General features: G+C 67.3%; 13 protein-coding genes and 1 other RNA gene. 4 read left to right on the top strand and 10 right to left on the bottom strand.

The genetic code is table 11. From position 1 onward, the window contains the following. Positions 1 to 164 precede the first annotated feature (164 nt). From LN450_RS13605 to LN450_RS13560, 10 genes are all read right to left on the bottom strand, one after another. A non-coding RNA gene (locus LN450_RS13605) (sX9 sRNA) lies at positions 165 to 240 on the bottom strand. Positions 241 to 299: 59 nt separating this feature from the next. Beyond that, complete coding sequence (locus LN450_RS13600; RefSeq protein WP_011346076.1) at positions 300 to 1226, bottom strand: alpha/beta hydrolase; 927 nt, start codon at positions 1224 to 1226, stop codon at positions 300 to 302. 180 nt (positions 1227 to 1406) lie between these two features. Continuing rightward, the gene (gene pcaC, locus LN450_RS13595; RefSeq protein WP_011346075.1) at positions 1407 to 1820 is read right to left on the bottom strand and encodes a 4-carboxymuconolactone decarboxylase; all 414 of its coding nucleotides are present in this window, start codon (positions 1818 to 1820) and stop codon (positions 1407 to 1409) included. A gap of 26 nt (positions 1821 to 1846) precedes the next feature. Continuing rightward, complete coding sequence (gene pcaD, locus LN450_RS13590) at positions 1847 to 2629, bottom strand: 3-oxoadipate enol-lactonase (RefSeq protein ID WP_011346074.1); 783 nt, start codon at positions 2627 to 2629, stop codon at positions 1847 to 1849. A gap of 10 nt (positions 2630 to 2639) precedes the next feature. Continuing rightward, positions 2640 to 3992 (bottom strand): 3-carboxy-cis,cis-muconate cycloisomerase, encoded by a 1353-nt coding sequence (locus LN450_RS13585; protein WP_041855015.1) that lies wholly within the window; start codon positions 3990 to 3992, stop codon positions 2640 to 2642. A gap of 357 nt (positions 3993 to 4349) precedes the next feature. Next, positions 4350 to 4913, bottom strand: a complete 564-nt coding sequence (gene pcaG, locus LN450_RS13580; RefSeq protein ID WP_011346072.1) for a protocatechuate 3,4-dioxygenase subunit alpha — start codon at positions 4911 to 4913, stop codon at positions 4350 to 4352. A gap of 4 nt (positions 4914 to 4917) precedes the next feature. Continuing rightward, positions 4918 to 5652, bottom strand: coding sequence for a protocatechuate 3,4-dioxygenase subunit beta (pcaH, locus tag LN450_RS13575; RefSeq protein ID WP_008577958.1), 735 nt, complete (start codon positions 5650 to 5652; stop codon positions 4918 to 4920). Between the two features lie 78 nt (positions 5653 to 5730). Beyond that, the gene (gene pcaF, locus LN450_RS13570; RefSeq protein ID WP_011346071.1) at positions 5731 to 6939 is read right to left on the bottom strand and encodes a 3-oxoadipyl-CoA thiolase; all 1209 of its coding nucleotides are present in this window, start codon (positions 6937 to 6939) and stop codon (positions 5731 to 5733) included. Continuing rightward, a complete protein-coding gene (locus LN450_RS13565; protein WP_011346070.1) occupies positions 6936 to 7724 on the bottom strand; it encodes a CoA-transferase subunit beta in 789 nt (262 codons plus the stop codon). Before LN450_RS13565 ends, pcaF begins: the two co-directional genes overlap by 4 nt. After that, on the bottom strand, positions 7721 to 8584 hold the full coding sequence (locus LN450_RS13560; protein ID WP_011346069.1) for a CoA transferase subunit A: 864 nt from the start codon (positions 8582 to 8584) through the stop codon (positions 7721 to 7723). Before LN450_RS13560 ends, LN450_RS13565 begins: the two co-directional genes overlap by 4 nt. A gap of 251 nt (positions 8585 to 8835) precedes the next feature. On the opposite strand from LN450_RS13560, the gene LN450_RS13555 reads away from it, so the two are divergent. The 4 genes from LN450_RS13555 to glpD all read left to right on the top strand — a co-directional run. Beyond that, positions 8836 to 9912: an aromatic ring-hydroxylating dioxygenase subunit alpha gene (locus LN450_RS13555; RefSeq protein WP_011346068.1), complete on the top strand. Its 1077-nt coding sequence runs from the start codon at positions 8836 to 8838 to the stop codon at positions 9910 to 9912. Positions 9913 to 10012: 100 nt separating this feature from the next. Beyond that, positions 10013 to 10996 carry a PDR/VanB family oxidoreductase gene (locus tag LN450_RS13550; protein WP_011346067.1) on the top strand — a complete coding sequence of 328 codons (984 nt, stop codon included), beginning with the start codon at positions 10013 to 10015 and terminating at the stop codon, positions 10994 to 10996. A 342-nt stretch (positions 10997 to 11338) separates the two neighbouring features. Next, on the top strand, positions 11339 to 12166 hold the full coding sequence (locus LN450_RS13545) for a DeoR/GlpR family DNA-binding transcription regulator (protein ID WP_008577964.1): 828 nt from the start codon (positions 11339 to 11341) through the stop codon (positions 12164 to 12166). Between the two features lie 223 nt (positions 12167 to 12389). Next, positions 12390 to 13869 (top strand): glycerol-3-phosphate dehydrogenase (gene glpD / locus LN450_RS13540; protein WP_228892810.1); only part of this gene is annotated, 1480 nt, incomplete at its 3' end.

Here is a 13869-nt window from a genome sequence, read left to right as displayed (position 1 = left end):
ATAAGCGCTAGTGGCGCAGCGGTGGCTGGCAGAGGTCAAAAGCAATCGCGTCCACACATTGCGCGTGTGCCCGACGTGCATGCGAGGCTGCACATCGCAAAGTGCCAGGCTAGACCTGTTCGGATTGATCGCCACTTGCTGTTGCACGCGTCCCGACTCAGAGCGGCAAACACGACATAGCGAGCAGTCGGCAGATGGGTGCGGATGACGCATAGGAACCGCAATGCACGAGGTTGTCATGCCGCACCGGGCACCGGCCGCACCCGCCTCGCGGTTGCGCAGTCATCCGACCGCTGCGCTTAGCGCGGCCGGCGCAGAAAGCTCACCACCGCGTCCACCCACGCTGCGTGGCTGTCTTCGACCTGGGCCACGTGGTCGGCGTGCGGCAGGGTCACCCAGCTGCGATCTTCGCTGCGCAGGCGTGCGTAGAGATGCGCGTTGTCTGCCTGGGTGGCGATCGGGTCGTCGACGCCGCGCAACAGCAAGACCGGCACCGTCGCGACTTGCTCGGGGTGGAAGGCGAACTGCTCCATGGCGCGCCAGTCGGTGCGCACCGGATCCGCTGCAAGCGCCTGGGCGACGTAAGCCGCACGCACGCCCGGTGGTGCCGCATTGGCGGTGATGAAGTCCTCACCGGCCGCAGCGGCCGTGGTGGGTGCGCGCAAGGGCCGATCTGCCGGAACCGCCGGCGCGGGCGCTGCATCCACGTCATCGGGGAAGCCAAACAACACCAGGGCAGACATCGCCTGCGGTTGCTGCTGCGCGAGCAGCAACGCCACCCGCGCGCCGTTGGAATAGCCCAGCAATGCCGGCGGCGGCAGGCCGGGATGGGTCTGCGCGACCCAGGCCAGCACATTGCGGACATCGGCCACTGCACGGGCGGGCGTATTCCAGCCCGTGCGGTCGCGTGGGCTGCCGCCGTAGCCGCGCAGATCCACCGCATACGCGGCAAACCCGGCTTGCGCGAGCGCTGCAAGGACAGAGCGCGCATCACGCGGCTCGCCAGGCACCTGCAAATCGAAGTTGGGCAATGCGCTCCAGGTGCGGCCGTGCACCAGCACGATCGTGCCACGTGGCTGCGCGGGCACGCGCGACCACACGGCCAGCGTCTGGCCATCGTCGGTACGCACCCGCGCCGACACGGTGCCGGGGCCGGGCTGCGGTTGTGCGTGCAGCGCCGCGGTTGCCAATGACACCACCAGCAGGCAGACCAATCGATGCAGCATGCAATGTCTCCGGTTGCGGTGGGTTAAGCGCGACCAACACGCGTGTGCGCGCAATCGGCAGGCGATTTTGGACGGCGCACCAGGCGCCGCAGTGTACGAGTGGTCCCCGCCGCACCGGGTACCGAACACGCGCGCCGGACGCTGAGCGCAGTCGGTTTGCCCGCCGCCCGGAGACCACTCTTACCGCGGTTGCGCCGCCGAGGCTGCGCCGGCGTCGGCCGCTTGTTCTTCCAGGATCGGCCTGGCCAGCGCGAACGCGTGGTTGGCGGCCGGCACGCCGCAGTAGATCGCCGCCTGCAGCAGCACTTCCTTGATCTGCGCAGGCGTGACGCCGTTGTTGCGCGCCGCACGCACGTGCAGCTTGAATTCTTCGTCGTGGCCTAGCGCGATCATCATCGACAGGGTGATCAGCGAACGGGTATGGGCCGGCAGGCCGTCGCGGGTCCAGATGCTGCCCCAGGCGTAGCGGGTGATCAGGTCCTGAAATTCTTCGGTGAATTCGCTACTCCCGGCCAGCGCACGGTCGACGTGCGCATCGCCAAGGACGCGTCGGCGTTCGCGCATGCCGGCTTGATAACGTTCGTCTTCGTGCATGGGGTGTCCTTGCAAGGTGGGAAAGCTCACTGGCCCTGAAGAAAGCCGAGCACCGCCTGGTTGAACGCGGCCGGCGATTCCAGGTTGCAGATGTGGCGGCCGGGCACCTGGGCGTAATGCCCGTCCGGCGCGGCATAGGCGATCTCGCGCAGGTCAGGCGGCGGGCACACCGGGTCGTCGTCGCCGGCCAGCGCCAGCAGCGGCAGGCTCAGCCCGTCCAGCGCGCCGCGGAAGTCCGCATCGGCCACCGCCTGGCAGCAGGCGATGTAGCCGGCAGGCGAAGTGGACACGAAGGCGGCGGCGATCATGTCCAGCCGCTGCGCATGGCTGATGGCAAATTCGGGGGTAAACCAGCGCTGCAGCGTGGCATCGATCAGCGTCGGAAGGCCTTCGCTGCGCACCTGTTCGATGCGGGTTTCCCAGGTGGCGGCACTGCCGATCTTCTGCGCGGTGGCGCACACCACCAGCCGGCGCAAGCGCTGCGGTGCATGCAGGCCCAGCCACTGGCCGGTGAGCCCGCCGATCGACAGGCCGCAGAAATCGCTTTGCGCGATCTCCAGGGCGTCCCACAGTGCCAGCACGTCCTGACCCAGGTCGGCGACGCTGTACGGGCCGGGCGGCGTCTCCGAATACCCATGGCCGCGGCGGTCGTAGCGCAGGATGCGGTAGTGCGCAGCGAAGGCTTCGAGCTGCACGTCCCACATGTGCAGATCGGTGCCCAGCGAATTGCAGAAAGTCAGCCAGGGGCGTCCTTCGGTGCCGTCCAGGCGGTAGTGCAGGCGATGCGTGGGCAACTGGAGATAAGCCATCGAGGCACCGTCAACAGGAAGAAGATCCAGCCAGCACGCGGTCGATCCACACCGAGGACATGCCGCGCCAACTTGCGCTATCGAACACTGCCTGCAGTTGCGCGTGCGTGAGCACCGCGCTCACCTGCGCGTGCTCGCCAAGCACCTCGCGCAGATGCCGTTGCTGCGCCTGCGCGCGCAGCGCGGCCTGTTCCACCAGGGCGTGCGCCTGCGGCTTGCCCAGGTGTGGCGCAAGCGCGAACACGGCCGCCTCGGCGTAGAGCAGCCCGCCGTGGCTGTCCAGATGCGCCTGCATGCGTGGGCGATCCAGTTCCAGACCCGACAGGCACAGCTGCATCTGCGCCAGGCTGCCGGCGGTGAGGCAGACGATCTGCGGCAAGGTGTCCCACTCGGCATGCCATTGCCCGGCTGCGCGCTCGTGCGGCTGCGCCATGGCGCTGAACAAGGTGGCGACCAGGCCCGGTACGCGGGTGGCCGCAGCCACGGCTGCCACGCTGGAGACCGGATTGCGCTTGTGCGGCATCGCCGAGGAGCCACCTTTGCCGGCGGCGGCCGGCTCGAACGCTTCGCCCACCTCCGTTTGCATCAGCAACACCACATCGCCGCCGATCTTGCCCAGCGTGCCGGCAAGTAGACCGAAGGCGCAGCCGACCTCGACGATGCGGTCGCGCGCGGTATGCCAGGGCAGCGCGGGCAGCGGCAACGCCAGGGCGCTCGCCAGCGCCTGCGCCACTTCCAGGCCACGGCCCTGCAACGAGGCCAGGGTGCCGGCCGCGCCGCCGAACTGCAGCACCAAGGCATCGTGCCGCAAGGCGTGCAGGCGCCGCTGCGCACGCTGCAGGGCGTCCAGCCAACCGACGACCTTGAGCCCGAAGGTGACCGGCACGGCCTGCTGCAGCAGGGTGCGACCGGGCAGGCCGGTGTGGCGCTCGCGTTCGGCCAGCACCGCCAGATCGGCGCACAGGGCGTGCAGACGCGGCAGCAGCAGATCCAGTGCGGCGCGCAGCTGCAGCACCGTGCCCGTATCGATGACGTCCTGGCTGGTGGCGCCCCAGTGCACCCAGCGCGCGGCAGCATTGTCGTGCGCGGCCACCTGCGCGGTCAGCGCCTTGACCAGCGGAATGGCGGGATTGCCGGCCAGCGCCGTGGCCTGCGCCAACGCGGCCAGATCGTAGTGCTGCACATCGCAGGCAGCGGCAATGGCCTGCGCGGCCTGCGCGGGAATCACCCCGCACTGCGCCTGGGCGCGCGCCAGCGCCGATTCGAACTGCAGCATCGCCTGCACGCGCGCGGCATCGTCGAACAAGGCCTCGCACGCAGGCTCGCCGAACAAGGATCCCAACAACGAAGATGTCGCACTCATGCATTGCATCTCTAGGCGAGCCGGCAGCATCGCACCGATGTACCAAGGTGCCAACTAGACCAAAGGGCAATGCATCGGGCGCGCCTGGCACTGCCGGGATGAGGTGGATGAGGCCATGCGTGCTTGCGCTGCGTGCACGCGAGTGCACGTGTGCACCTGCCTGCCACGATGCGCGCTGCCCCGGATGCATGTGCGTGAGGCGTCACGGCGCATTGCTTGTCGCCGGAGATACCCTGGCGATGTTTCGGCAGCAGGCGCTCGTGCAGCGGCGCCTGTGGCCCTGTGGACGTGGCCGCGTGCCGGCAGGATGCAGCGCTGTCCCTGTACGCATACGGCGTTTCAACATCGGCATGCGGATCAATAGCGGAAGAACACCGTTTCCGCGTCGCCCTGCATGTGGATGTCCCACGTGTACGCACTGCCTGGATGCGGCTGGGCCAGCAAGGTGGCGCGCCGCTCGGCCGGCACCAGCGCCAGGATCGGGTCGCTGCCCAGCTGTGGGTCGTCGGCGAAATACAGCCGCGTCGACACCCCGCGCAAGAGGCCGCGCATGAAGACCAGCACCGTCAGATGCGCCGCCTGCTGCTTGCCGTCCGGGCCCGCCACCCTGCCCGGCTTGATGGTGCTGAAGGTAAAACGCCCGTTGGCATCGGTGGGCACGCGGCCCCAGCCGTCGAAGCTGGGGTCGTGGGCCTCGCAGCGACCGTCGGCCACATGCGCATAGATGCCCGCAGCATCGGCTTGCCACACTTCCAGCACCGCATCGGCCACTGGCGCGCCGGCGCCATCGAAGATGCAACCGCTGATCTGCACATGCGTGCCCGCAGCCTGCGCAGGTGCGATCTGTTGGCGATACAGCGGCTCCAATCCCAGTCGGTAATACGGGCCGACGGTCTGCGACGGCGTTGCATGCAGGCTCATCGTGTCACTCCCAGACCGTTTGCTTGCGACCGCGCAAGACGATGTCGAAGCGGTAGGCCAACGCGTACTCGCTAACCGCGTTTTCCCAGTCGAAACTGGACACCATGCGTTCGCGCGCCAGCGCATCGTCGACACAGTTGAAGATGGGGTCGTGCGCCAGCAGCGGGTCGCCGGGGAAATACATCTGGGTGACCAGCCGCTGCCCGATGCCATCGCCGTGCAACGAAAAATGGATGTGCGCCGGCCGCCAGGCGTTGTAGTGATTGCGCCACGGATACGCGCCCGGCTTGATGGTCTTGAAACTGTAGCGGCCGTGCTCATCGGTCAGCACCTGGCCGGTACCGCGGAAGTTGGGGTCCAGCGGTGCATCGTGCCGATCGCCAGCGTGCTGGTAGCGACCAGCCGCGTTGCATTGCCACACTTCCACCACGCTGTTGCGGACCGGCCTGCCGTTTTCGTCGAGCACGCGGCCGGAGACGATGATGCGCTCGCCCAGCGGCGCGCCACTGAACCCTGCAGTGAGATCGGCCGCGTGCGCGCCCAGCGTGAGCCGATCCAGCCGCGGGCCGGTGACTTCCGACAGCGTGACCGGCAGGTCGATCGGATCACGCGTAGGCCCTCGCAACGTGGTGGAAGCGTATGCCGGATGCAGGTAGGCCGGCTGTGTCCCGGGCCGGCTGCGGCGGTAGCCGAGCAGCGGGTCAGCGATGGCAGGTTGGTCAGCGGTGGGATCGCGCATCTTGAATCTCCGTCGGCAACAAGACGACCAGAACAACATGGGTGCAAGGGAAGGAGGAGGGAGGTTGCAACAGCCGGTTCACAGGCGCTCGATCGCCAACGCCACGCCCTGCCCCACTCCGATGCACATGCTGGCCAGCCCGAGTCGCCCGTTGCCCGCCTCCAGCTGCCGCAGCAAGGTCAGCGCCAGCCGCGCGCCGCTCATGCCGAGCGGATGCCCGAGCGCAATGGCGCCACCGTTGGCATTGACGTGTGCGGCATCGTCGGCCAGGCCCAATGCACGCGTGCAGGCCAGCGCCTGCGCAGCGAAGGCTTCATTGAGTTCGATCGCATCGAACTGCGCGATGCGCAGGTGCAAGCGCGCCAGCAGGCGCTGGGTGGCCGGCACCGGGCCGATGCCCATGTACGCCGGCTCCACGCCCGCCGAGGCGAACCCCAGCACGCGCGCGCGCGGCGTCAGCCGGTGGGTCTGCACGGCCTGCGCCGAGGCCAGCAGCAAGGCAGCGGCGCCATCGTTGAGACCGGAGGCATTGCCGGCCGTGACGGTGCCGGGCTGGCGGAACACCGGTTTGAGCTTGGCCAGCATGTCGGCGGTGGTGTTGGGCCGCGGCGCTTCATCGTGTTTGACCGTGGAGGCATCGCCGCCCTTGCGTGCTGCCACGGCCACCGGGGTGATTTCCGCATCGAAGAAACCGGCTGCCTGCGCCGCCGCCACGCGTTGCTGGCTGCGCAGTGCGAACGCATCCTGGTCTTCGCGCGCGATGGCGTACCGCTGCGCCACGTTTTCCGCCGTTTCACCCATCAGTTCGGTGCCATAGACCGCCTGCAGGCGCGGATTGATGAAGCGCCAGCCCATGGTGGTGTCTTCCAGCTGCTGGGTGCGGGCGAAGGCGCTGTCGGCCTTGCCCATCACCCACGGCGCGCGCGACATCGATTCGACGCCGCCGGCAATGGCAAGATCCAGTTCGCCGGCACGGATGCCGCGCGCTACCGTGCCGATCGCGTCCAAGCCCGAGCCGCACAGGCGATTGAGCGTGCTGCCCGGCACCGAAGACGGCAGCCCGGCCAGCAACAGGCTCATACGCGCGACATTGCGATTGTCTTCGCCGGCCTGGTTGGCGCAGCCCAGGTACACATCGTCGATTGAGGCCGGCTCCAGCTGCGACTGCCGCGCCAGCAATGCGGCGATGGGCACTGCGCCCAGATCGTCGGCGCGCACGCTGGACAAGGCGCCACCGTAACGGCCGATCGGCGTGCGGATGCCATCGATCAGGTACACCTCACTCATGCCTGGGCTCCCATTGCCTGCACACCATGCGCTGCATCGGTGCGTGCCTGCAGCGCGCGCAAGGCATCCAGCTCGGCGGTACTGGGCGGCGTGGTTTGTGCAAGGTCGGCGGCGAACCGGATCGGCCACCCGGTCGCCGCGCTGACCTGCTCGCGCGTGGCGCCGGGATGCAGCGAGGTCACGGTGAGTTCGCGGGTCACGGGGTCGGGTTCCATCACGCACAGGTCGGTGACGACCACGGTCGGGCCGGCGCCGGGGAGGCCGGCGCGCGCGCGCGCATCGCCACCGTCCAGATGCCCGACCGTGGTGATGAAGTCCAACCGCGACACGAAGCTGCGTTCGGATTGGCGCATGATGATGAACACCCGCTTGGCGCTGGCGGCAATTTCCGGCGCGCCACCGGCGCCGGGCAAGCGCGTTTTCGGCGCAGCGTAGGAGCCAATCACGGTGGTGTTGAGGTTGGCGTACCGATCGATCTGCGCCGCCCCCAGAAAGCCCACATCCACGCGCCCGCCCTGCAGCCAGTAGCGGAAGATCTCTGGCGTGGAGACCACGGTGGCGGCGGTTTCGGCCAGCTCGCCGTCGCCGATCGAGAGTGGCAACACCTGCGGGCGCGCACCGATCGGGCCGGATTCGTAAATCAAGGTGACGTCCGGTGCATGCGTCAGCCGAGCCAGGTTGGCGGCAGTGGACGGCAAGCCGATGCCGACAAAACACACTGCGCCATCGGGCAGGCGACGCGCGGCAGCCACCGTCATCATCTCGTTGGTGCTGTAGGCGCTCATGCGGCCACCTGTTGCTGGGACTGTGCATACACGCGCTGAAAACCGGCGAAATCGTCGGTGTCGAGAATATGCGTCTGGATCCAGGCCTGGAACGTCGCACGGTTGCGCGCGATCGCATCCCAGGCCAGATAGAACCGATTGTCGCGCGCGTAGTAGCCATGCGCATACGAGGGCGCCGCGCCACTAGGGACAACGCAGACCGCATCGACAACCCAACGCGGCAGGATGCAGGCATTGGGCGGCGCGTCCAGGCTGTCGACGATCTCTTCCACCGTCACGATCACCTTGCGCGCTGCCAATGCGGCTTCCTTCTGCACGCCCAGAATGCCCCAGAGCAATACGTTGCCGCGGCGGTCGGCCCGCTGGGCGTGGATCACGGCGACATCGGGATTGACTGCCGGCGTGGTGGCCAGCGTTTGGCCGGTATACGGGCATTGCAGGAACTTGATGCTGTCGTTGACGCGCGGCAGATCCGAGCCGACATACCCACGCAGCACTGCAAACGGCAGCCCCGACGCACCGGCCACATAGGCATTGGCCATATCGGCGTGGCTGTGTTCGCGAATCTGCAGCGGCTGCGGCCAGGCGTGTTCCACCGCATCGCGCAGCCGGTGCAACGAACCGACGCCGGGATTGCCGCCCCAGGAGAACCGCAGCGCCGCAGCGCAACCGGCGCCGATCAACTGGTCGTAGATCAGGTCGGGAGTCATGCGCACCAGACGTAGCGCGCGCTTGCGCTGGCGGATCACTTCGTGCCCGGCGGCATGTGGAATCAGGTGGGTGAAGCCTTCCATCGCTACACAATCGCCATCGGCGATCAGCTGCGACACCGCATCCGCGAGAGCGACGATTTCGGCCATTGCGTTCCCTTCCAGCACAGCGAGCGTGGGGTCACGGTAGGCGCGGCCAGCGAAGCGGTCAATCCGATAATCGGTAATTCAAATCGATATTCGCACAGTTTTGGCAGGTGCGTAACGCGCCCACATTGTCTCCGGTGTATACATAACTTCGCTCGCAAGCAGACGCCAGCATTGCGATGCGCGCCAACTAGCTGCGGGCCGGCACACGCCGCGTCGCATCCAGGTTGCCTACATACCCAGGAGTCACGGTCATGTCGCAGTCCAAGCCGCTGTTTCCCCTCAACGCGTGGTACGCCGTTGCCTGGGACCATGAGATCAAGCACGTGCTCAGCCCGCGCAAGCTCTGCAACCTGGACGTGGTGGTCTACCGCACCACCGCCGGTGCGGTGGTCGCGCTCGAAGACGCGTGCTGGCATAGGCTGGTGCCCTTATCCATGGGCAAGCTGCGCGGCGACGATGTGGTGTGCGGCTATCACGGGCTGGTCTACAACACGCAGGGGCGCTGCGTGCACATGCCCTCGCAGGACACCATCAACCCCTCGGCCTGCGTGCGCAGCTTCCCGGTTGCCGAAAAGCACCGCTACGTGTGGATCTGGCCGGGCGACCCGGCCAAGGCCGATACGCGCCTGATTCCCGATCTGCACTGGTCGCACGACCCGGCCTGGGCCGGCGATGGCCGCACCATCCATGCCAAGTGCGACTATCGGCTGGTGCTGGACAACCTGATGGACCTGACCCACGAGACCTTCGTGCACGGCTCCAGCATCGGCCAGGACGAAGTGGCCGAAGCGCCCTTCGATGTGGTGCATGGCGATCGCGGCGTCATCGTGTCGCGCTGGATGCGCAACATCGACCCGCCGCCGTTCTGGGCCAGCCAGATCGCCCGCCATCTGGACTATCGCGGCAAGGTCGATCGTTGGCAGATCATCCGTTTCGAGGCACCCTCCACCATCGCCATCGATGTGGGCGTGGCCATTGCCGGCACCGGTGCGCCAGAGGGCGATCGCAGCCAGGGCGTCAACGGCTACGTGCTCAACACCATCACGCCCGAAACCGACACCACCTGCCATTACTTCTGGGCATTCATGCGCAACTACGCGCTGCACGACCAGTCGCTGACCACGCTCACCCGCGACGGCGTGACAGGCGTGTTCGGCGAAGACGAAGCAGTGCTGGAAGCGCAGCAACGCGCCATCGATGCGCATCCGGATCACACTTTCTACAACCTCAACGTCGATGCCGGCGGGATGTGGGCGCGACGCGTGATCGACCGCCTGATCGCACAGGAACAACGCGCGCAGGATCTGTCGCTGCGCATGGTGGGCTAAGCACTTCGCATGCGGCCAGCCATCTCATCGCTCACAGCGCCGCATTGCGGCGCCGTCACAGCCGGCGCCGGCCGGCAGACCTCATTGCCCGGAGCCCTCCATGCGTAAAGACACCCAGTGGCATCGTGCCCGCGTCGTCAGCATTGCCGACGCCTGCCCGGGCGTGCGCGAAATCGTGCTCGATCCCGGCGCCGCTGCACGCAGCTTCGAGGTGGGCAGCCATGTGGATTTTCGTGTGCAGCTGCATGGTCGCGACGATGTGCGCTCGTATTCGCTGGTGGGCGAACCGCGTGCCGACGGGTACTACCAGATCGCAGTGCGGCAAATGCCCGACAGCCGCGGCGGCTCGCTGCATATGTGGACGCTTGCGCCGGGCGATGTGGTGGAGATGTCGCCGCCCAGCAACAACTTCGCGCTGGATGAAAGCGGCGAGGAAATCCTGCTGATTGCCGGCGGCATCGGCATCACCCCGATCGTCGGCATGGCGCAGCGGCTGGCGCGTGGCCACCGCGCGTTCCGTCTGCTGTACGCCGGCCGCTCGCGCAGCGCAATGGCGTATGTCGACACGCTGGAAGCACTGCTAGGCGAACGTTTGCAACTGCAATGCGACGACAGCGCCGGCCCGCCGGATCTGGCTGCCGAACTGGCGCGCCTGTCGCCCAATGCCGAGGTGTATGTGTGCGGGCCGCTGGGCATGCTCGAGGCGGTACGCCAGCACTGGCACGCCGCCGGCCGGCCGCGTGCGCGCCTGCACTTCGAAACCTTCGGCAATAGCGGGCGGGTGCCGGCGCAGGCGTTCGTGGTGAAATTGCCGGGGCTGGGCCTGGAAGTGCCGGTCGCTGAAAACGAATCGATGCTGGACGCACTGGCCGACGCCGGGGTGGAGCTGATCGCCGAGTGCCGCCGTGGCGAATGCGGGCTGTGCGCGGTGGACGTGCTGGACAGCTCCGCCGATATCGATCACCGCGACGTGTTCTTCAGCGACGAGCAGCGCCGGGAGAATCGCAAGCTCTGTGCCTGCGTGTCGCGTGCGGTAGGCGGCAGCATCAGCATCGACACCGGCTATCGCAGCAAGCTGGGCTGAGCCGGCATCCGGCCGGCTGCGCATCGTCCGGCGGTTGCGGTCGATACTGGGCTTCAGCGAGCAACGCGTTTGCGGCGCCCGCGTTTCATCGGCACGACCCACTGCGTGTCCGCGCGTTGCTGGCCACCTGCTCGTTGGCGCTTCAGCACGCACACACCGAAGGCGGCGATCTTTACCGAGCCCTGGCCGAGCCTGCCGGGTAATCGTATGCCTCCAGAACCGTGCAGCCTCAGCGCAGCGCGTCCGGCATGTCGCCACGCGTGCACCGCTTCAGGCCGATGTTCGCCGGCAAGCCCCTGTCGCGCTCAGCGTGCACCCCGCCGTGTTTGCATCCTCACGCGTATGCGCGATCATCTGCGCATGGAGTCGACTCACTACAGGACGGTCCCGGCGCCGGCGTTGAACCCGCGCCAGGAGCAATTGGTGGCGCTGGTGCGGCAGCAGGGCTTTGCCGAGGTCGAAGGTTTGGCCACACGCTTCGAGGTGACGCCGCAGACCATCCGCCGCGATCTGACCTTGCTCTGCGATGCAGGCGTGCTGCGCCGCTATCACGGCGGCGTCAGCATGCCCTCCAGCGTGGAGAATCTGGCCTACACCGCACGCAAAGCGCTGCAGGCCCGCGAAAAGCAGCACATCGCCGCACGTGTGGCGCGTTTCATTCCCGACGATGCCTCGCTGTTCATCAACCTGGGGACCACCAACGAAGAAGTCGCACGCGCGTTGCTGCAGCACCGCGGGCTGCGCGTGATCACCAATAACCTCAACGTGGCGGTGATGCTCAGCGCCAACCCCAGTTTCGAGGTGATCGTGGCCGGCGGTGTGGTGCGCGGGCGCGACCAAGGCGTGACCGGCGAGGCGACGGTGGAGCTGATCCGCCAGTTCAAGGTGGACTTCGGGGTGATCGGCATTTCCGGTATCGATCTGGACGGCACCCTGCTGGATTTCGATTACCAGGAAGTGCGCGTGGCGCAGGCCATCATCGAGCACTCGCGGCACGTGCTGCTGGCCGCCGATCACAGCAAGTTCGGTCGCAACGCCATGGTGCGGCTGGGCGCCCTCGCCCAGGTGCACGACTGGTTCACCGACCGGCCGCCGCCGCAGGAGTTGGCGAGCGTCCTGGCCGAGGCCGGTACCCGGGTGCACCTGGCGGACGCGGACGGAACCGCCTGAGTTCGATGTTCGTTTTTGAGCGTTTTTACGTGATAGCCGCCGAAAACCATTGGGCCTGATAGGTACGCCATCTCTTAATCCGCTCTTTCATAGCCGATTCGCGCGTACGTCACTGCTGATACTAAAGCTGTCCATCTTCACGCCCCCGCAAGGTTCGATGTTCGAGTATGTTCGAACATGACAACTTGGGTTCGCTCATCAGCGCGCCCGGACGGAGGCACCGATGGGCGAGATGTACGATCTTCTGGTAATCGGCGGCGGCATCAACGGGGTCGGCATTGCCCGTGATGCGGCCGGGCGCGGTCTGTCGGTGTGCCTGTGCGAGCAGGACGACCTGGCCGCGCATACCAGCAGCGCCAGTACCAAACTCATTCACGGCGGCCTGCGCTATCTGGAGCAGTACGAATTCGCGCTGGTCGGCAAGGCACTGGCCGAGCGCGAAGTGTTGCTGCGGCTGGCCCCGCACATCATCTGGCCGTTGCGCTTCCTGCTGCCCCACCAACCGCACCTGCGCCCGGCATGGATGATCCGCGCCGGGCTGTTCCTGTACGACCATCTGGGCGGCAGCAAGCGCAGCCTGCCGCGCTCGCGGCGGCTGTCGCTGCGGACGCACCCGGTCGGTGCGCCGCTGCAGGAATCGCTGCGCACCGGCTTCGTGTATTCGGACGCCTGGGTGCAGGACGCGCGGCTGGTGGTGCTCAACGCGATGGACGCCGCCAGGCGCGGCGCCAAGATCCACACGCGCACGCGCTGTGTCGGCGCCTGGCACGATGCCGGCTTCTGGTATGCCGAGCTCGAAGACCGCGAGGGCCGCCGCCGCACGGTGCAGGCGCGCGCGCTCGCCAATGCGGCCGGCCCCTGGGCAGTGGCGTTCCTGGACACCGTGGCCTCGGTGCCGCACGAACACGCATTGCGGCTGGTCAAGGGCAGCCATATCGTGGTGCCCAAGCTGTTCGATCACGACCATGCGTACATCTTCCAGCAACCGGACCGGCGCATCGTGTTCGCCATCCCCTACGAGCACGACTTCACCTTGATCGGCACCACCGACGTGGACTACGAAGCCGACCCCGCCGCGCCGAAGATCGATGCTGCCGAGGTGCAGTACCTGTGCGATGCGGTGAACCTGTATTTCCAGCAGCAGATCTCCCCCGCCGATGTGGTGTGGAACTACAGCGGCGTGCGCCCGTTGCTGGACGACGCCGAAGACAACGCAGCCGAAGTGACCCGCGATTACCAGCTGGAAGTGGTCACCGAGGGTGCGCCGTTGCTCAACGTGTTCGGCGGCAAGCTGACCACCTATCGCAAGCTCGCCGAAGAGGCAGTGGACCGGCTCACCCACGCGCTGGGCGCACGCAAGCCGGCGTGGACCGCACGTGGGGAGGCATTACCAGGCGGCGAGCAGCGCGATATCGCCAGCCTGCTGGAACGCGTCGGCCGCGGTCGCCCCTGGCTGCCGGCGGCGACCGCGCAGCGGCTGGTGCGCAACTACGGCACCTGCGCCGAACAACTGCTTGGCGATGCGCAGAGCCTGGCCGATCTGGGCACGCACTTCGGTGCGGACCTGTACCAGGCCGAGGTGGATTACCTGCGTCAACATGAATGGGCGGTGGCTGCCGACGATATCCTGTGGCGGCGCAGCAAGCTCGGCCTGCGGATCGATGCGGCCGGGCGGCAGCGCCTGGAAGACTATCTGCAGACGC

It is taken from the genome of Xanthomonas euvesicatoria pv. euvesicatoria (genome assembly GCF_020880415.1).
Taxonomy (GTDB): domain Bacteria; phylum Pseudomonadota; class Gammaproteobacteria; order Xanthomonadales; family Xanthomonadaceae; genus Xanthomonas; species Xanthomonas euvesicatoria.
Note: the sequence above shows the minus strand (reverse complement) of the source record. Positions and strands in the feature narration are given on the sequence as shown.